Origin of the sequence: Acinetobacter lwoffii, from assembly GCF_015602705.1 — a bacterium.
Taxonomy (GTDB): Bacteria; Pseudomonadota; Gammaproteobacteria; order Pseudomonadales; family Moraxellaceae; genus Acinetobacter; species Acinetobacter lwoffii_E.
Genome location: NZ_CP059081.1, coordinates 54,513 through 74,329, shown reverse-complemented (window position 1 = coordinate 74,329; position 19,817 = coordinate 54,513). Strand labels below are relative to the sequence as shown.

The 19,817-nt window shown below is 43.2% G+C and carries 20 protein-coding genes; 11 read left to right on the top strand and 9 right to left on the bottom strand.

The window, feature by feature from the left end; all coding sequences use genetic code 11:
• Positions 1-68: 68 nt before the first annotated feature.
• The 11 genes from H0S56_RS00315 (at position 69) to ahr (ending at position 10,099) form a co-directional block, all read left to right on the top strand.
• The gene (locus tag H0S56_RS00315; RefSeq protein WP_195725387.1) at positions 69-1,169 is read left to right on the top strand and encodes a polysaccharide biosynthesis/export family protein; all 1,101 of its coding nucleotides are present in this window, start codon (positions 69-71) and stop codon (positions 1,167-1,169) included.
• Positions 1,170-1,303: 134 nt separating this feature from the next.
• Positions 1,304-3,421, top strand: coding sequence for a polysaccharide biosynthesis tyrosine autokinase (locus tag H0S56_RS00310; RefSeq protein WP_195725386.1), 2,118 nt, complete (start codon positions 1,304-1,306; stop codon positions 3,419-3,421).
• Between the two features lie 185 nt (positions 3,422-3,606).
• Positions 3,607-4,311 (top strand): FKBP-type peptidyl-prolyl cis-trans isomerase, encoded by a 705-nt coding sequence (locus H0S56_RS00305; RefSeq protein ID WP_195725385.1) that lies wholly within the window; start codon positions 3,607-3,609, stop codon positions 4,309-4,311.
• A 48-nt stretch (positions 4,312-4,359) separates the two neighbouring features.
• Positions 4,360-5,049: an FKBP-type peptidyl-prolyl cis-trans isomerase gene (locus H0S56_RS00300; protein WP_005245453.1), complete on the top strand. Its 690-nt coding sequence runs from the start codon at positions 4,360-4,362 to the stop codon at positions 5,047-5,049.
• 164 nt (positions 5,050-5,213) lie between these two features.
• The gene (locus tag H0S56_RS00295) at positions 5,214-5,948 is read left to right on the top strand and encodes a dienelactone hydrolase family protein (protein WP_195725384.1); all 735 of its coding nucleotides are present in this window, start codon (positions 5,214-5,216) and stop codon (positions 5,946-5,948) included.
• A 93-nt stretch (positions 5,949-6,041) separates the two neighbouring features.
• Positions 6,042-6,401: an HIT family protein gene (locus H0S56_RS00290; RefSeq protein ID WP_026055739.1), complete on the top strand. Its 360-nt coding sequence runs from the start codon at positions 6,042-6,044 to the stop codon at positions 6,399-6,401.
• Between the two features lie 162 nt (positions 6,402-6,563).
• Positions 6,564-7,586: an A/G-specific adenine glycosylase gene (mutY, locus tag H0S56_RS00285; RefSeq protein ID WP_195725383.1), complete on the top strand. Its 1,023-nt coding sequence runs from the start codon at positions 6,564-6,566 to the stop codon at positions 7,584-7,586.
• Between the two features lie 69 nt (positions 7,587-7,655).
• Positions 7,656-8,198, top strand: coding sequence for a M23 family metallopeptidase (locus tag H0S56_RS00280; protein WP_195725382.1), 543 nt, complete (start codon positions 7,656-7,658; stop codon positions 8,196-8,198).
• Positions 8,199-8,213: 15 nt separating this feature from the next.
• Positions 8,214-8,459 carry a hypothetical protein gene (locus H0S56_RS00275; protein WP_005108279.1) on the top strand — a complete coding sequence of 82 codons (246 nt, stop codon included), beginning with the start codon at positions 8,214-8,216 and terminating at the stop codon, positions 8,457-8,459.
• Between the two features lie 24 nt (positions 8,460-8,483).
• Positions 8,484-9,065 carry a DNA-3-methyladenine glycosylase I gene (locus tag H0S56_RS00270; RefSeq protein ID WP_195725381.1) on the top strand — a complete coding sequence of 194 codons (582 nt, stop codon included), beginning with the start codon at positions 8,484-8,486 and terminating at the stop codon, positions 9,063-9,065.
• 5 nt (positions 9,066-9,070) lie between these two features.
• Complete coding sequence (ahr, locus tag H0S56_RS00265; RefSeq protein WP_195725380.1) at positions 9,071-10,099, top strand: NADPH-dependent aldehyde reductase Ahr; 1,029 nt, start codon at positions 9,071-9,073, stop codon at positions 10,097-10,099.
• 48 nt (positions 10,100-10,147) lie between these two features.
• Here the strand turns inward: ahr and H0S56_RS00260 are convergent, their stop codons facing one another.
• The 9 genes from H0S56_RS00260 to H0S56_RS00220 all read right to left on the bottom strand — a co-directional run bounded on the left by H0S56_RS00260 (position 10,148) and on the right by H0S56_RS00220 (position 19,699).
• Positions 10,148-10,792, bottom strand: coding sequence for an START domain-containing protein (locus H0S56_RS00260; protein ID WP_195725379.1), 645 nt, complete (start codon positions 10,790-10,792; stop codon positions 10,148-10,150).
• A 56-nt stretch (positions 10,793-10,848) separates the two neighbouring features.
• Entirely contained in the window at positions 10,849-11,670 is an 822-nt protein-coding gene (gene dapB / locus H0S56_RS00255; RefSeq protein WP_195725378.1) for a 4-hydroxy-tetrahydrodipicolinate reductase, read from the bottom strand.
• Between the two features lie 602 nt (positions 11,671-12,272).
• Positions 12,273-12,470, bottom strand: a complete 198-nt coding sequence (locus H0S56_RS00250; protein WP_004280859.1) for a hypothetical protein — start codon at positions 12,468-12,470, stop codon at positions 12,273-12,275.
• Positions 12,471-12,539: 69 nt separating this feature from the next.
• On the bottom strand, positions 12,540-12,767 hold the full coding sequence (locus tag H0S56_RS00245; RefSeq protein ID WP_004647679.1) for a hypothetical protein: 228 nt from the start codon (positions 12,765-12,767) through the stop codon (positions 12,540-12,542).
• 111 nt (positions 12,768-12,878) lie between these two features.
• Positions 12,879-13,094: a cold-shock protein gene (locus H0S56_RS00240; protein ID WP_004280856.1), complete on the bottom strand. Its 216-nt coding sequence runs from the start codon at positions 13,092-13,094 to the stop codon at positions 12,879-12,881.
• 626 nt (positions 13,095-13,720) lie between these two features.
• Entirely contained in the window at positions 13,721-14,842 is a 1,122-nt protein-coding gene (gene dnaJ, locus H0S56_RS00235; RefSeq protein WP_195725377.1) for a molecular chaperone DnaJ, read from the bottom strand.
• Between the two features lie 104 nt (positions 14,843-14,946).
• Positions 14,947-15,324 (bottom strand): hypothetical protein, encoded by a 378-nt coding sequence (locus tag H0S56_RS00230; RefSeq protein ID WP_005245471.1) that lies wholly within the window; start codon positions 15,322-15,324, stop codon positions 14,947-14,949.
• Positions 15,325-15,455: 131 nt separating this feature from the next.
• Positions 15,456-18,593, bottom strand: coding sequence for an efflux RND transporter permease subunit (locus tag H0S56_RS00225; RefSeq protein WP_195725376.1), 3,138 nt, complete (start codon positions 18,591-18,593; stop codon positions 15,456-15,458).
• A 2-nt stretch (positions 18,594-18,595) separates the two neighbouring features.
• Positions 18,596-19,699, bottom strand: coding sequence for an efflux RND transporter periplasmic adaptor subunit (locus H0S56_RS00220; RefSeq protein WP_195725375.1), 1,104 nt, complete (start codon positions 19,697-19,699; stop codon positions 18,596-18,598).
• Positions 19,700-19,817: the final 118 nt, after the last annotated feature.

The window sequence follows — 19,817 nt, the reverse complement described above, 5'->3', positions numbered from 1 at the left end:
ATTCATAGTCTGGCATACACTTTTGCCTCCGATTATCTAAACATTATTTTTATAAGACAGGATTTAGAGTGAGTTATTACCGTTACAGCTTTTTGTTAGCACTTGGTTTAGGAATGAGCGGGTGTGCAATCACTTCTGGCCTGCAAACCTATGATCTACCAGCTGAAGGTTTCTTTCAAACAGATGCAGGTACACGTGTCAATCTCATCAAAATCACTCAAGATAATCTTTTTGCCTTACAACCTGCTCAGCTTGCTTCTCAAGACTTAGCCACACTATTCAATAAGCCTCATAAAAATTATGTTTTGAGTCCAGGCGATATTCTTTCAATTTATTTATGGGCTTATCCAGAACTTACCCCATCTTCCTCGAGTGTAAGTGGCGTAGAATCTGCACGCGCGAATGGTTATCAAATTAACCAAGAAGGTTATATACAATTTCCAATCATTGGTCGTTATAAGGCAGCAGGTAAATCACTTACTCAAGTAAATTCTGAACTACGTAGCCAGCTGTCACGTTATTTAAAAACACCAGATGTTATTGCTCGTGTCCTTTCTTATCAAGGGCAACGTTTCTCTGTACAAGGGAATGTCAAACAAGGAGGACAATTCTTCTTAAGTGATCAACCAGCAAGTGTCTACACAGCTCTCGGCATGGCTGGTGGAATTAATACTGAGCAAGGTGATAGCACTTCAATTACTTTAGTAAGAAATGGACAAACCTATCAGTTAAATAGTATTGAATTAGAAAAAAATGGATTTTCCTTACATAATTTACTGATTCAGCCTAATGACACCTTATATATAAATAGTCGAGAAAATCAGAAAATTTATGTACTGGGGGAAGCTGGTAAAAATCAATCGCTGCCTATACGTGATCAAGGGATGAGCTTGAGCGATGTTATTGGTGAAAGTTTAGGCTTAAATCCAATGTCTGCTAGCCGTAGTAAAATTTATATTATTCGTAATCAGTCCAATCAGCCTATAACAGAAATTTATCATATTGATTTAAGCAGTATCGGTGATTTTGGCTTGGCAAATCAATTTAAAATGCGTAGTAATGATATTGTTTATATAGATGCTACCGGCTTAGTACGTTGGCAGCGTATTGTTAATCAGATTGTACCTTTCTCAAGTGCTCTATATAGCTTTGACCAGCTGGGTAATTAATATGATTCTTATCTTATAAATAAACTGATTTTAATCATTATCAATCATCAGAACATTGAAGAGACAGTTTCAAGCTTAATCTAAAAAATCAAAGTTTTGATATAAAATTTTTAATTATTTGTAGTAATAAACGAATGAACTCAAACGTACAAGACGATACTATTGATTTAAAGGAATTATTTTTTTCACTTATAGCCCAATGGAAATTAATTAGTCTCTGTATCCTGTTATCAATAGTTAGTGCAATTATATATTTACGTACTACTGAAACTATCTATCAAACTGATGCATTGGTACAGATTAAATCCAATACATCAAGTCCCTTAGCTGGGCTAAGTTCAGATATGGCAGCCATGGCGAGTCTGGCCGGATTAGGGGGCATGGGAAACTCTTCTACACAAAGTGAAATTGAGTTATTAAAATCTCGTGCAATCTTAGGTCAGGCAATTAAAGATTTAAATCTTGATATTCAAATTCAACCTAAAGAAAATTTTTTTCAAAAAATTGTATCTGATAATAACTATATCAAAACGTATACTACCCAAGATATTTTATTAAAAAAAGAAGGTCAGAGACTTGTAATCGCCCAGTTTCAAGTACCCAAATTTTATGAAAATAAAGCCTTACTCCTAACTGTTGAAGACAATAAATACACTATTCATGACTATAAAACTGAGCAACTTCTGAAAAAAGGAGAGTTAAACCAAGCTTTACGTGATGGATCCTGGAATATTAGTATTTCTGGAAATATAAAATCGGGACAACAATTTATCCTTCAGAAAAACTCTCTGCCTATTGCAATGTCAAATATCTTGGCAAACTTTGATGCTCAAGAAAAAGGTAAAGGAACAGGTATATTAGAACTCACTTATCAAGGTGAAAATCCAGAAAATATTCCGAACCTCCTTAATACGGTTTTAAATATTTATAAGCAACAAGATATTAGCCGAAGTGTTACCGATAAAGATCAACAAGTTGCCTTTTTAGAAAAACAGCTTCCAGAGCTGAAAGAAGACTTAAATAACTCCGAACGTCAGTTTAATCAGTTCAGACAAAAATATGGCACAGTAGATGTAAAAGGTGAGTCTGAATTATACCTTAAACAAGGTATGGAACTTGAAATTCAGAAAGTTCAGCTTCAACAAAAACAGGCCGAACTCGGGGCTCAGTACACTGCTGAACACCCAGCGATGCAGGCTATAAATGCTCAATTAACGACTCTCAATTCAAAAATCAATGAAGTTAACAATAAAGTTAAGCAACTTCCAGAAATCCAGCGTTTATACCTGCAATATTACCGAGATGTTGAAATTAAAAACCAGCTTTATACTGGTTTATTAACAACGTATCAGAGTCTTAATGTCGCTAAGGCTGGTGAATTAGGTAAAGTAAGCATTGTGGATTATGCAGTAGAACCTGTTAACCCTGTTAAACCTAAAAAGCTAATCATTTTAGTGCTCTCTATTTTCCTTGGTGGATTTATTGGTGTATTGATTGCCTTAGTACGTAATTTCTTACACTCTGGTATACGCAATATTGAACCTATCACGACTAAGCATACCTTAAGAAATTTAGGGAAAGTTAATCAATATGATTCCTTAAATAAGAATTCTAAACAGTATGTGCATCCATTAGCAATTTTGGAGCCTTCAGCCCTGCCAATTGAACAAATGCGAAAAATTGCTACTTCGATTCAATATGCGGCACAACTTTCAGGACAACCTGTCGTACAAATGTTAGGTACTACAAAAAATATTGGTACTTCTACTCTGACAGCAAATCTTGCCATTATTTTAGCTCAGATGAATTTGAAAGTTGTCTTGATTGATTCTGATTTAAGGCAAGGCCAATTGAAAGATTATTTCAATATTGAGACTGCAATAGGTCTGAGTGACTATTTAAATGGTACAGCAGCTTTAGGTTCTATTATTACTCCGACTCAACAAGCCAAACTTGATTTGATTTCTAATGGTAAAGAAGAAATTAATCCAGTTAGTTTACTGAGCAAGCCAGAAATGGCGAGACTGCTGGATCAATTAAAAGATACTTACGATTTTATTCTGGTAGATGGAACAGCTATTTTGGATGTTTCAGACAGCCAAATATTGGCAAACCATATTAATACCAATATATTAGTAACACACTATAGTTACACTTCAGAACAAGAGATTGAAATGGCATTAGAGTCTTTTAAAAACTCGGGGCATAGCATCCAGGGGATTATTTTAAATATGGTTAGAAATAATCCTTAAAGTTTTATAGTTCTTATACAAAACAAGAGTTACCTTCCTTATTATAGGAGGGTAACTTTTACATTTATATTACTTTTTTGAATATATTAAATATAGCAAATCTATCTATCATAGCGTATGTCTTATAAAATTCTGTTAAGATCATTTCTAGCTTTTTTGGACAAATTACCATTAGGAAATAATACATGAGCAAGGCCTTACCGATTGCTGTCGCTGTTCTTTTAGGCGGTGCCGCGCTAGTACCTGTTTACTATGCAACTCAAAACCCAGCTGCTCAAACCACGAAAGCATCTAAAGATGCCTCTGCTGTTTCTAAAATTAGCTATGCACTCGGTTATGAAGTCGCTCATCAAACTCCACCTGAGCTGGATATTAACAGCTTTGTGACAGGTGTTCGCGAAGGTCATGCCCGTACCGCTCCTGCTTATACTGAAGAAGAATTACAAGCAGCTTATGAGCAGTTCCAGAAAGACATGCAGCAGAAGCAAGTGGATAGTGCCAAACAGGCTCAGGCATCAAGTGATACTTTCCTGACTGAAAATGCCAAAAAAGCTGGGGTAAAAACTACCACATCTGGTTTGCAATATTTAGTGACCAAAGAAGGGACAGGCAAGCAGCCTGCAGCCACTTCCATCGTGAAAGTTCATTACACTGGCAAACTGGTGGATGGTACCGTGTTTGACAGTTCGGTTGAACGTGGCGAGCCAATTGAGTTCCCACTTAATCAGGTCATTCCAGGCTGGACCGAAGGTCTGCAACTGATGAAAGAAGGCGGTAAAGCAACCCTGTATATCCCATCTAAACTGGGTTATGGTGAACAGGGCGTGCCAGGTACGATTCCTCCACACAGTACTTTGATTTTTGATGTGGAACTCATCGAAGTAAAATAATCCACAAAAAGGAGAGCAACGCGCTCTCCTTTATTTTGAGAATTAATCATGAAAATACAAACAAGTTTGATGGTTTTACTGCTGAGTTCTGGCAGCCTGTTTGCCAAGGAAGTCACCAATAAAAGCCCTGAGGCTGAACAGGTCGGCTACAGCTTTGGCTATCTGATGGGAAAAAGTAATGCAGATTCCTTACAAGGCATTGATCTGGATGCCTTCAGTGCCGGTTTAAAAGCGGCAGCCGCTGGGAAACAGGCGACTTTAAGTGAGGAAGACATGGCGCGAGTCTTGACCCAATTTAAGCGTCAGGCTGAAGCCAAAGAGCTGATTACCCTGAAAAAGCAGGCTGATGAAAATGCCAAAATTGGTCAGGCTTTCCTGGCTGAAAATGCAAAAAAACCGGGGATAAAAACCACAAAATCAGGTTTGCAATATCAGATTCTTCAGGAAGGAAAAGGTAAATCGCCGAGCGCAAACAGTAATGTCCGCGTACATTATGAAGGCCGTTTGATCGATGGTACGGTTTTTGACAGCTCGATTGCCCGTAATCAACCCGTGGTATTTCGTACCACCCAAGTCATTACCGGCTGGACCGAAGGTTTACAGCTGATGAAAGAAGGTGCCAAATATCGTTTCTTCATTCCGGCCGAACTGGCCTATGGACAGATTGGTTCAGGGGATGTAATTGAACCGAACAGTACTTTAATTTTTGATGTGGAATTACTGGAAATTATTAAATAATAAGTCCTATTTTTCCCGATCTAAAATCGGAGAGGTTCTATATTGGCCTCTCTTTTTTTATGGGCTTAAGTATCCTTAAATCGCAGGTTTTCATGTCACATTCCGATCAGTTTTGCTATGTTATGTTTTAATCAAGCAATTCAACAACAATAGAGGACGTCAGCATGGCAGCAATCAAGACTCGCGAAATTCATTACACTGCGCAGGATGGCAGTCCATTAATTGGTTATTTTGCTGCACCAGAAACAGATCCTCCTGTTGCCGGTGTACTGGTCGCACCAGAATGGTGGGGTCGAAATGAATATACTGAACAGCGTGCCCGTGAACTTGCAGCACATGGCTATGCGGCCTTGGCCATCGACATGTATGGGGACAAAAAAGTCACTACCAACTCTGATCGGGCCTATCAGTGGATGATGCAGACTTTTGAAGATCCTGACACTATCGTGAATCGTGCAACAGCAGCCTTGAATGCTTTGGCAGCCCAGGATGAAGTCAATGCAGAGAAACTTGCAGCGATTGGTTTCTGCTATGGCGGCAAAGTCGTACTGGATCTGGCACGTGCCAATGCACCTTTAAAAGCGGTGGCCACTTTCCATGCCAACCTGTCTCCGAAAGCACCGGCTCAGGAAGGTCAGGTACAGGCGGAAATCCTGGTGCTACATGGTGAACTGGACAGCATGGTGACCCTGGATGATGTGGCCGGTTTCCGTGAGGAAATGCATGCAGCCAAAGTCGAGCATGAAGTGATTGTTTTTGAAAATGCCAAACATGGCTTTAGCAACCCGCTTGCGGATGAACGGGCCAAATCCAATGGTGTGGATCTTGGTTACAATGCAGAAGCGGAACAAAAAGGTCTGGCAGCAATGTATGCCTTGCTAGACTGCCATTTGGCATAAATAGAAACAACTATCCGGCTTGTTCACAGGCTGAATATTTTAGATACTTCATGAAGAAAAGAAGATAAATCCTACCAGAGGAGAATGTGTATGATGGCTGAAACCAACTGCCCCTACTGCAATTTTGACGAATATGATGTCATTGCCAAAAATGATTATGGTGTGGTGTTGCCTGAACCAAATTCATTGTCCGAAGGTCATTGTGTGATCATTCCATTGCGGCATGTGGCCTCATTTTTTGAAGTGACTGACAAAGAACGTAAAAGTTTGATGTCTTTATTGGAACAGGCACGCAATGAACTGCAATTACGCTACCAGCCTGCCGGTTTTCATGTCGGTTTTATTGATGGTGAAGTATTTCAGGAAAAGGTTGAACATCTGCATATTCATATTATTCCGCGTTATGCAGGCAAGACCTTGAAGCTGGATGAGCGCTGGGGAATTAACGATTAACCGGATTTTTGATCAAAAATAAATGCTCTCCGGAGCATTTATTTTTATGAAAGCTAAGTTCTATCAAGCTCGATGAACATCTACGTTTTTATCTCACTTTTCACATTCCCACCCTGCTGATTCCGCTATACTAGCTGCTGCTTATTCGGTTGCTAGGTATTCATGTTCGTATTTTCAGATGCCCTGTTGGAATGGTTTGATGTGCATGGTCGTCATGACTTGCCCTGGCAGGTAACAGATGATCCGTATAAAGTCTGGGTCTCTGAAATCATGTTGCAGCAAACTCAGGTCAAAACTGTACTGCAATATTTCGAACGATTTATCCAGCGTTTTCCGACTGTTCAGGACCTAGGATATGCCTCATGGGATGAGGTCGCACCCTACTGGGCAGGTCTCGGCTATTATGCCCGCGCCCGCAATCTGCATAAAGCTGCCGGCATCGTGACAGCACAGCAGCAGTTCCCTCATACTCTGGAAGAATGGATGGCCTTGCCCGGCATTGGCCGTTCCACTGCTGGTGCCCTGATGTCACTGGGTTTACGTCAATATGGCGTGATTATGGATGGCAATGTGAAACGGGTCTTGTCACGTTTCTTCGCGATTGAAGATGACCTGTCCAAACCCGTCCATGAACGTGCTTTATGGCAACTGGCCGAAGAATTATGTCCGGTTGAACGTAATCATGACTATACCCAGGCGATTATGGATCTGGGTGCAACTGTATGTACCCCGAAAAAGCCTTTGTGTCTGTATTGCCCGATGCAGCAGCATTGCAAGGCTCACCAGCAAGGACTGGAAAATGAGTTACCGTTTAAGAAAGCCAAAAAACCAGTTCCGGTGCGCTCTGCTCAGGTCTTGCTAATCCAATCTGGTACAGATTGGCTTTGGCAACAACGCCCCAATAGCGGTCTGTGGGGCGGTCTCTGGTGTCTGCCGATTATTGAAAATGCACATGAATTTGAACAGCAATGCCAGCAACTTGGCCTGAAAAATATCCTCAAAAAAGTCCAGATCAGCCATAGTTTCACCCACTTCACCTGGCAGCTTGAAGCAATCGTTTTTGCAGTGGATCAGCAGGAACATCTGGCGATTGAACTGCAAGGCAACTGGATGCGTCCAGAGACAGCCATTGATTGCGGTCTGCCAACAGCGATGAAAAAATTGATCTCTGCGGTAAATGTATGACATAGTCTGGACAAAGCAAAAAACCGATCAGCTCAGAATGAGCATTGCCAATATTTAAGGATGAATAGCGTGCGCCAATATCTTGCTTTGACCTGGGTGGCTTTAATTGCCATATTACTAACCGCCTGTAGCAGTACACCGAAACCCCCCCCTGCTGTACAGCTCAATCCTATCGTCGTGCAAAAACTGAAAAGTATGCGAGTGCCGTCCTCTCTGCCCATCCCGGTGGCACGCGTACAGGCACGTGAATTATCAGATACCTGGGGCGCTTCGCGCAGTCGCGGACGTTTACATGAAGGCATTGATATCATGGCTCCACGTGGAACCGAAGTCTTTAGCGCGACTGAGGGCCTGATTGCAGATTTACGTAACAACAATTTGGGTGGTAAAGTAGTCTGGATTCTTGGCCCGGGCGGCTCCTGGCATTATTATGCGCATCTGGATGGACATAAACGTGGCTTAAAAGTGGGCGACTATGTCAAAAAAGGCCAGCTGATCGGTTATGTCGGCAACAGCGGTAATGCCCGGCACACTGCACCACATCTACATTATGGAATTTATTTACAGGGTAAGGGTCGCGGTGTGGTCAATCCCTATCCCTATTTACGTTAATTTTAGGATATTTACATGTCAGAAGCGTTGATCAATCGTCTGGTAGAATTTGCTGAATCAGGCAATCAACAAAAAATTGTATTGAATGGTCAAACTTACCAGGGCTGGGTGATGGAAATTACCGAGGATGCGCTTCTGATCAGTACTGGTTATGCCGACAAGGCCGGTAAAGATATGTGGATTCTATTTAGCGATCTGGATCAGGCTGAACTGTCGTACTGGGACAATCAGCAAGATCAATGGACTATGTTTAAATTATAAAAGCATAAAAACAAGGAGCATCACATGACTGTGCAACGCTGTGGCTGGTGTTCCGATGATCCGCTGTATATCGCCTATCATGACCAGGAATGGGGACAGGCCCTGCTGGATGAAAATCGCCTGTTTGAAATGCTGTGTCTGGAAGGACAGCAGGCCGGTCTGGCTTGGATTACCGTGCTCAGAAAACGTGAAGCTTATCGTAAACATTTTTTTCAATATTCGATCGAATCTATCGCCTCACTTACAGATCAACAACTCCAAATAAAACTTGAAGATGCTAGCCTGATACGGCATCGCGGCAAACTCAATGCCATTCGGGAAAATGCCCAAGCATGGCTTAAGCTACAGCAGCAAGGGATCAATCTGGTGGAATGGCTCTGGTCTTTTACCCAGCAACCGCGACTGAATAATGATGTTATGGATTATCGTCAGGCACCCGCTCAAACCATTGAGAGCCGGAAGATGTCTAAAGCACTCAAACAGGCTGGTTTTAAATTTATTGGACCCACCATTTGCTATGCCTTTATGCAAGCCGTCGGTATGGTCGATGACCATGAAAATCATTGTGACTTTAAAACAATATCCTCGCATTTAAATAAGAGCTGAAAATCATGTCGAATAATATTATTCAAGCTTATGCTGCCATGTCCGCAGGTGCGCAACTCGAACCTTATCAGTTTGATGCCGGAGAGTTCCAGCCGCATCAGGTCGAAGTGAAAGTGGAATACTGCGGACTCTGTCATTCGGATATTTCGGTCATTAATAATGACTGGGGTTCGTCGGTCTATCCGGTCGTGGCTGGACATGAGATTATTGGCACCATTACCCATCTGGGTACAGAAGCCAAAGGCCTGAAAGTGGGTCAACGCGTTGGCATCGGCTGGACAGCGGAAAGCTGCCAATATTGCGATCCGTGTATTTCGGGCCAGCAGGTGATGTGTACTGGCGGTCAGGTGGCTACCATTGTCGGACATGCCGGTGGTTTTGCCGACAAAGTGCGTGCCGGCTGGCAATGGGTCATTCCCCTACCTGACGATCTAGATCCTGAAAGTGCCGGCCCTTTGCTCTGCGGTGGGATTACCGTATTCGATCCGATTCTGAAACATCAGATTCAGGCCATTCATCATGTTGGCGTAATTGGTATTGGCGGTTTAGGGCATATGGCCATCAAGCTGCTGAAAGCCTGGGGTTGTGAGATTACCGCTTTCACCTCAAATCTGGATAAAAGCGAAGAACTGAAAGGCATGGGCGCTGACCATGTAGTGAACAGTCGTGATGTCGCTGCATTAAAAGCCCAGCGTGGCAAGTTTGATTTATTACTGAGTACTGTCAATGTCACCTTGAACTGGCAGGCTTATCTGGCAACTTTGGCACCGAATGGCACTGTGCATATGCTGGGTTTACCACTTGAGCCGATGCAGATTCCGGCTGGCATGCTGATTGGTGGAGCCAAGTCAGTTACCGGTTCACCGACAGGTTCGCCGGCGGCATTACGTCAGTTACTCCAATTTGCTGCACGTAAAAATATTGCTCCGCAAATTGAAGTCTTCCCGATGTCACAACTGAACCAAGCGATTGAACATCTGCATTCTGGCAAAGCCCGTTACCGGATTGTGCTTAAAGCAGATTTTACAGCTTAAATCCTGCTTATTTTCAGCTGTTAAAAAGACCCAGAAATTGGGTCTTTTTTATTGTAGAGCTTCAGGCAAGACCGCAATAGATGAAGGCTTGGCCAGCTCGGTCTTCATTTTCTGCAGCATCTGATAAGGTTGCTGTTGCACAAACATATTTACGAAGCTCAAAGGAATGGAACCTTCCGGATTGGCATAACCATAGGTAGAGACCTTGACTTTATTATTGGCCAGTTTCTGAAAAGTCCAGTCGCCCTGATAATCGGTTAAACGCACATAATCCGGGTTTAAAGGATAGGCACTTTGGATGGCTTTATTTTTGATGGTGATCTGGCCATTGGCTTCCTTGATCATCTTGCCCTGTACAATCAGGTCACGGTCTTTTAAGGGAAATGGAAAATCCAGCACCATATACAGGGTAAAGTCGCCTTTTTTATCATCGCGGGACAGGACCTTGATGCTACCCATATAGGGAACCCACTGCACTGCATGCTCGACGTTCAGAATCAAGGACACGGCATTTTCAAGCGGTGCAGTATAAGTGGTTTCAGCTTTATAGAGAAAGACCGGGTTTTGTTCATTCTGGTATGTCCAGACCTTGATATTATTTTTATGAATACTGAGTTTAGGCGTCCCGACAGGCTTGGCCTGCGCAATGGCGCCAAGCGCCACTGCACAGAGCAGGAAAATCATTTTTTGCATTTTTTATTCGTCTTATTTTAGTTTTAGATTTTTTTATAAATGATTTTAACTCGGTTTTAGACCTGAATATCGTTAAAACCAAGCACGTCCTTCATATCATATTTACGCGCTTCACGACCGACGACCCAAGCTGCAGCACGTACCGCACCAGAAGCAAAGTTCATCCGGTTAGTCGCTTTATGAGTAATTTCCACACGTTCCCCATCAGCAATAAACATTGCAGTATGTTCACCGACAATATCGCCACCGCGAATGGTCTGGAAACCAATACTTTTACGCTCACGCGGACCGGTATGACCTTCACGGCAATACACCGCATCTTCTTTCAGGTCACGGCCCAAAGTTTCCGCAATCGCCTCACCCCACATCAAAGCTGTACCCGATGGCGCATCTACTTTGTGACGGTGATGTGCTTCAATCACTTCGATATCAACCGTATCGCCAAATACTTTAGAGGCCAGTTCAAGCAGTTTGATTGAAACGTTCACACCCACTGAATAATTCGCTGCATAAACTACAGGAGTTTCCGTCGCAGATTGATTCAAATAGGCTTTTTGCTCGTCATTCATACCGGTGGTACCAATCACGATTGCGACCCCTGCTTCACGGCAGATTTTCAGATGATTGACGGTCGCTGCTGGCGCAGTGAAATCAATCACGACATCACAGTCTTTAACTACATCGGTCAGGCTACCCACGACCTTGACACCTGTTGCACCAATTCCGGCAAGTTCACCCGCATCTGCGCCTAATAGTGTACTTTCAGGGCGTTCTACCGCGGCCGCCAATTGATAACCTGCTTCATGCACCGCCTGAATAAGGATACGCCCCATACGACCGCCGGCACCCAAGATCCCAATGCGTGGTGTAGCTGACATAACATAGTCCTGATGTTGATCCAAAATTGCTCTTACTATAGCAAAACTGCAGAATAACACTAAGATGCATTGCATAAAAATCAATGAAAATACTCAAAGAGTGAAATCACTGATATTGATAAGAGTTTTAATCAAGCTTAAGAAGTTAGGCAATCACTTCCGTCAAAGCTATACGATATACATCAACTTGACTCGTCATATAGTTTTTAGCAATTACTCATATAACTGAAATAAGCTTATTCATAATTTTATCGCTATGATTTTGCATTGATTTACTGAGATTACTGATTTGTGAAGTTAAACAGACGACTTGCCAATACAGTTTTTCCTGTTTAGTCTCGCCATTATTAATTGAGCTCAAAATCTTGATGATTTAAATCTCAGTTAGATTAACAGGATTCTTATGCAAGACTTTTTACTAAATTTTAATTATGAATATCTACTTTTGAATTGATGAGCAGATAAGATTTTAAGTCTTATTGAGATTAAAAGGACTCAATTTTGCTTTATACAAAAATCAGTCCTTAGATTGAGCAAATGAATTATCTAGCTCTTAGGGAACTTATTAAAAATAATAATACCTAAAGCAAAATTTGCCTGGTCTATACAATTTTGAAAATTTTTCCACTTAAGGTACTTTGAAAGCACATTTCAAAACTGGGACGAATATCTTCACCATCTACAGTGATATGTTTTATATTGGAATGAGATTGTGTTTTAGAAAAATGATGATCGACTGTTGCTTGAATAGCGTGTTGAGCCCCAAACTGATCCTTCACACTGATACTTTGTTTAAGCATATCTATACCTTTAATAATAGTTAAAGTGGCAAAATATCCACTAAAAATTGATGTTTCTTAATTTTATCTTTAAATAACTTTATGATTTAGCTTAAATAATTGATTTAGAGAAGTATAGAATGTACGGCCATCTAAGTTTAAATCTACCTCAACTCCAGATGAAAGAAGAACTCTTTTACCCACTTCAATTCTTTTTAAACCCTGACGTGTATTTTGCATTTTATTGAGAGGAATTAACGAAACAATAATTTCAGTACCATTTTTAGATTTTGCAATTAAATCATTTATTTTTAACAACTTGAATCCTGTTTTTCTAAAGATTTTTCCAATTTGGAAAATAACTTAAAATTAAATTTTGAACGATAAAAAAAGCACTTATTAAGTGCTTTTTTTACTGTTTATTCTTGCTTAGATAGCAACAATATTTACAGCATTCGGTCCTTTTTGACCTTGAGCTACACTGAATTCAACCAGTTGGCCTTCCATTAAGGTTTTAAAACCTGAACTGGCGATTTCGCTGAAATGAGCAAAAACATCTGGACCTGATTCTTGTTGAATGAAACCAAAACCTTTAGTTTCGTTGAACCACTTTACAGTACCTTTAACAACATTTGAGTTTGACATAATATATCCTACTAATTTTTTAATAATTTTTAGTCAATTTATTGACTGAATATAACTTTGAAATAATAAAGAATGAGACTTCAAATCTGAAAAAAACGAAGGATTATGACTAAAACTGCGATACTTAAAGAAGATTTACCGAAACAAGACTTTTTTCTAGTTAAGTTAACTATACACGAAAAATTTAATTAATCAAGTTTTCTTATATATATATTTATTTTATTTATTAAAAAATGAAATTTTAAAAATTTATAGTGATTTCAATAAGATTAAGCTTTCATTGTCATGATAACAAAATAAGAGTAATTTGCTATACTGGTAAATTTGATAAGTAATGAATGCGATTATATAGCTCTGTAATAACAATATTGGCCTTTTTAATTTCGGGAATGATGCTTTTTTCTCACTTACAAAATATCTATCACCCTCCAAATTTGGACTCATACTTTCTATTTAGATAGTCAAATATAAAAACAGAAACCGCTTTTTAGGCGGTTTTTATGTTTAAGCGATACCTATCAAACAATAAGATAGCTATCAACTAATAAATAGCATCTTCTAATCTAGAGTATCTTATCTACATAATAAAAAAGGACGCCGCAGCGTCCTTCTTTACTTTCATTCAATTAATCAAACAAACGATCAAAGAATGATTTTTTCTTTGGTGATGATTTGCTGTCTTCACCATCCATGGTTTCTTGCAGTTCTTTTAACAGTTCACGTTGACGTGCACTTAAATTCACTGGAGTTTCTACCACAATACGGCACAGCAAGTCACCTTGCATGCTGGTACGTACCGGTTTAACACCCTTACCACGTAAGCGGAACAGTTTACCTGTTTGCGTACCTTCCGGAATTTTCAGGCTAACACGGCCATCCAGCGTAGGAATCTGAACTTCCTTACCTAGGGCTGCATCAGCAATCGATACCGGCACATCCATATACAGGTCAGCACCATCACGCTGGAAGATTTCATGCTCACGCACCACCACTTCTACGTACAAGTCACCTGACTGACCATCACGGATTGCTTCACCCTTACCGGTCAAGCGAACGCGGTCGCCATTGTCCACACCCGCAGGAATAGTGACTTCCAGAGTTTGCTGACGATCCGACACACCCGAACCATGACATTTATTACATGGGTTCTTGATGATCTTGCCCTGACCACGACAGGTGCTACAGGTTTGCTGTACCGAGAAGAAACCTTGCTGCATACGCACTTGACCGGCACCATGACAGGTACGGCAGGTTTCCACATCATTTGGATTTTTTGAACCCTTACCATCACAGGCATCACACGGTGCCGGTGCAGTAAAGGTAATGGTTTTCTTGACGCCCTTGACCGCTTCTTCCAGGGTCAGTTCCATGACATAGCGTAAGTCGGAACCTCGGCGCGCGCGCTGCTGGCCACGACCACCGCCGCCACCAAAAGCACCACCGAAAATATCACCGAACTGGCTGAAAATGTCTTCTGCGCTGAAACCACCGCCGAAGCCGCCACCGCCGCCGCCCATACCACCTTCAAAGGCCTGATGGCCCATACGGTCGTACATGCTGCGCTTTTCACCATCAGAGAGCACTTCATAGGCCTCTGCTGCTTCTTTGAATTTCTCTTCAGCTTCAGCATTGTCCGGGTTACGGTCTGGATGATATTTCATCGCCAACTTACGGTAGGCTTTTTTGATTTCATCATCACTAGCGGTTTTAGCGACGCCCAAAACCTCATAATAATCACGTTTAGCCATGTCTGGCGATGCTCCTCACGGAATTTTGTTTAATATTTAACTGAGGTCTGAAATTGGGGTCAAACCGAGTTTTACAAGGGGAAATATGAAAAAAATTATACGCTTTAGAACACAGCTTTGTTTTGAGAGAATTTATGGATGCCTTTAAACCAGGCATTGATCAGGAAAATAAAAGCAATAAAGCTGAAAATCACTCCGGTCACCACACAGGCTTTGACCCATAACTGGCTGTCCCAGGCAAAGAAAAACAGGGGAATAAACCACAGTGCAGCAAAGATCGCCAAAATGGTATAAATCACGATATTACGCATGATCCACAGCGCCTGTGCCTGTAACCAGACTTCAGCATAATCAACTTGAGTGACTTTACGTGCGAACCAGTAAGCCAATAGTCCACTAAACAGGGTAAATAAGGCCAAAAACATGAAGACATAAGCCATCGCTACGGAACGTCGCATCTTGGTTAATGTATCTTGAGTCATGTTCGGTTCAACCTCGTTACCGTATTGGCAGCTCGGCCAATGCAGCAATTACTTATTTTTTTAAATTATAAAAATCTCAGGTGCTACTATATTGAAAATTTCCAAATTTCGCACCTGAAATTATGACAAATTTAAACAGAATTTAAACTTTTTTTCACTTTAAACCACTGTGCATATAGTGCAGGCAGGAAAAACAGGGTCAATAATGTCGCCACAATCAAACCACCCATAATCGCCACCGCCATTGGCCCGAAGAAAATACTACGGGACAAGGGAATCATGGCCAGAACTGCAGCCAGTGCGGTCAATACGATCGGACGACAACGGCGTACTGTGGCATTGATGATGGCATCCCACTGCGACTCTCCGGCCTGAATATCCTGCTCGATCTGGTCAATCAGAATCAGCGAGTTGCGCATGATCATTCCGGATAAGGCAATCGTTCCGAGCATCGCAACAAAACCGAAAGGTTTATTGAAAATTAACAGGAATAACACCACTCCGATAATGCCTAAAGGTGCGGTCAGGAACACAATAAAGGCCCGTGAGATGCTCTTGAGCTGAATCATCAGCAGGGTCATGACGACTGCGAGGAATAAAGGCATGCCGGCATTCACCGAGTTCTGTCCACGAGCCGATTCTTCAACTGTACCCCCCACTTGCAGCAGATAGCCATTCGGCAACTCAGCTCGAAGTTGGTGCAGTGAATCATGTAATTCATTCACCACAGTGGCCGGCTGTAAGGCCGTGCGAATATCGGCACGCACAGTGATGGTCGGTAAACGATTCCGATGCCAGATCAAGCCTTCTTCAAAGCTATATTCAATGTTGGCAAGCTGTGCCAACGGTACCGAAGTACCACGTGACGTCGGTATCGCCAGACTGCTTAAAGAAGCGACATCAACGCGTTCAGCCTGCGCACCACGTAAACGGATTTCAATCAGTTCACGCTTTTCCCGATACTGATCAATGCCGGCCCCCAAAATCGAGCTGTTCAGCACATTGGCCAGTTCGCTGCTAGTCACGCCCAACTGACGGGCACGATCCTGATCGATCTCCAGTTTGATGACTTTGCTCGGCTCACCCCAGTCTAGATGTACATTGGTGGTATTCGGATTTTCGCCCACGGTTGCGGCGACTTTCTGCGCCCATTCACGAACCAGTCCCAGATCTTCACCAGAGACCCGGAACTGCAATGGATAACCGACTGGAGGGCCATTTTCCAGCAGGGACACCCGGGTACGGACTTCCGGTAATAACAGCCGAATCTGGTCACTCAAGGATTGACGGATTTCGTTACGATCTTCCAAAGAGGATGCCAGCACCACAAACTGGGCAAAACTGGTTTGCGGCAGCTGCTGATCCAGCGGTAAATAGAAACGCGGAGAACCAATTCCGACATAGGCCACATAGTTATCAATGCCCTGCTGTTTCGACAAAAAGGCTTCAACTTTTTTCACCGCAGCTTCGGTGGCTTTCAGAGAGGCGCCTTCTTCGAGTTTGAGATCCACCAGAATTTCAGCCCGATTCGAGGGCGGGAAAAATTGCTGTGGCACCAGCTTAAACATTAAAATGGAGAGAATAAAAATTCCTACCGTTGCTGTAATCACGGTCTTACGATAGGTCACACAGGTATTTACCCAACGGCGAAAACCTTGATAAAACCGGGTTTGATAAGGGTCATGCTGTTCGCCGGCATGATGTACGACCGGCTGAGGTTCGGGCTGCTTGCGCAAACGCGCCCAAAGGCGCTGATACCACGGCGCTTTTTGTATCAAGTCTTTGTTGAAATTGGGCAGCAGTTTATCGCCCAGATAAGGCACAAATAACACCGCGGCAATCCAGGACATCAACAGTGCAATCGTGACCACCTGAAAAATAGAACGGGTATATTCACCGGTACTCGATGCTGCTGTGGCAATCGGTAAAAATCCGGCGGCGGTAATCAGGGTGCCGGTCAGCATTGGAAAGGCGGTGGTTTTCCAGGTAAAGCCTGCCGCTTCAAGCCGGCTATAGCCCTGCTCCATTTTAATCGCCATCATTTCAATGGCAATAATGGCATCATCGACCAGAAGACCAAGTGCCAGAATCAGGGCACCCAAGGAAATTTTATGCAGGCCGACATCAAATAAATGCATGCCGGCAAAGGTCATTGCCAATACTAGCGGAATCGAAAAGGCCACCACCAGTCCGGTACGAAAACCCAGCGAGAAGAAACTGACCAGCAGCACAATAATTACTGCCTCTGCCAGCACTTTCATAAATTCGTTAATGCTGCGTTCGACTGCCACTGGCTGATCGGAGACTTTTTGCAGCTCCATGCCGAGTGGCAGAGCTTTTTGCAGGCGGGCGAATTCCTGTTCCAGATTTTTACCCAAGGCAATGATGTCCCCACCCTTGCGCATCGATACAGCAATACCAATGCCGTTTTCGCCCATAAAGCGCATCCGGGGCTGTGCCGGATCACTAAAGCCTCGATAGACTTCTGCGACATCTCCCAGCTGAATAGTTTTGCCATTGACCAGCAGCGGCATCTGTCTTAATTCTTCAACACTGTTTAATGCACCACTGACCCGCACCTGAATCCGGTCTGAACCGGTTTCAAAAAAACCGGACTGGGTGGTGGCATTTTGCTGCTGCAGGGCTTGCTGAATCGCCATGACTGGAACGCCCAGCTGAATGGCCTTGGTATTGGAAATCTCAATCCAGATTTTCTGGTCTTGTAGGCCAATCAGCTCAACTTTGGCAACATCTTTGACCCGTTGCAGTTGCAGCTGTAAGCGGTCGGCGTATTCCTTGAGGGTCGCATAGTCAAAATCTTTACCCTTGAGCACATAAATATTGCCAAAGGTATCGCCGAATTCATCATTAAAGAACGGCCCTTGTACCCCTTGTGGCAATTCATGTCGGATATCGCCCACCTTCTTGCGCACGTTATACCAGACATCAGCGACATCTTTCGAAGCCAGGGAATCCTTGGCAACAAAAGTCACCATGGATTCACCCGGACGCGAATAGGCCATGATGCGCTCATACTGTCCCGTGGTCATCAGTTCCTTTTCAATCCGGTCAGTGACCTGTAGGGATACTTCTTTGGCACTGGCACCCGGCCAATAGGTCTGGATTACCATGACTTTAAAGGTAAAAGGTGGATCTTCACTTTGTGACAGTTTGGAATAAGAGACGATGCCGATCAGACCCAGCAGGATCATGAAATACAGCACCAGACCTTTATTTTTTAAAGCCCATTCCGACAGGTTAAAGTTCATGCTTAACTCCCTGCCTGAATGGTCACACGACGGTTTTCACGATCAATCGGATTGATTTTTTGCTGGTTACGCAGCAGATGTACGCCACCAATCACCACATAGTCTTCCGGCTTGAGCCCACTGAGTACAGGAACACTGTCCCGGCCATAGGCACCGAGCTGGACCGGGACTTTACGTAAGGTATGATCGGGCTGGACCACCATGACATAAGCCTGCTGATCCGTTGCCGAGACACTGGATAGCGGCACACTGAGCATATTGTCGCGGCTGTGCTGAAAAAACACCCGGGCACTTTGCCCCAGCTGGATCTGGCCATTGCCTTCACGTAAGGAAACTTTAACCCGAAAGGTACGCGACTGGTCCGCTGCCGGTGAAATCTCGCGGACAATGGCGGCAAATTTTTCTTCAGGTTTGGACCATAAGGTGACTAGGGCCGCTTGCCCCACCCTGATTTCAGCAATCGCCTGTTCCGGTACGCCAATCACCACTTCACGTTCGCCGGCAATCGCCAGTTCATACGCCGCCTGCCCGGCAGCGACCACCTGTCCTGTTTCAATATTGCGTGCCGTGATCACGCCGTTTCTGGTGGCAATCAGCTGGTTATAAGCAGTCTGGTTTTTAGCGGTATCATAGTTGGATTGTGCCTGCTTCAGATTTGACATGGCGGTCTTGTACTGATTTTCGATCGCATCATATTGTGAGCGGCTCACGGCATTGGATGGCAATAACTGCTTGAAACGTTGTAATTCATCCTGAGCAATCTTAGTGGCAGACTGCGCGCTTTCCAGCTGGGCACGTGCTGCATTCAGCTGCAGCTGGGCATCTTTGACATCCAGAGTTGCCAGGACTTGCCCGACTTTGACCTGGTCACCCACATCGGCGAAGCGCTGGGTCACCTGTCCAGCCACCCGAAATGCCAGCGCCGTTTGCTGGCGCGCCTGCACATCACCAGCATAACTTTTTAATTCATGCCGTGAAGAGGTGGGTGTGGCCACCATGACAAAGGGAACTTCCTGTTCTGCTGCAGCAGTATCTTTGCTGCACCCGCTTAAGGTCACGCTGCAAAGCACCACCATGCCAGCCAATACGCTGTAAATCCTGCTCATCTTATTCGCTCTTATCTGATCGTCTTTTTTAGGGCAAACTATGCTGATATATTGAATTGCTTGTTTTTAATTAATATACCACCCGGTACACTAATTAAAACTCAAGCTTCAAAGCAAT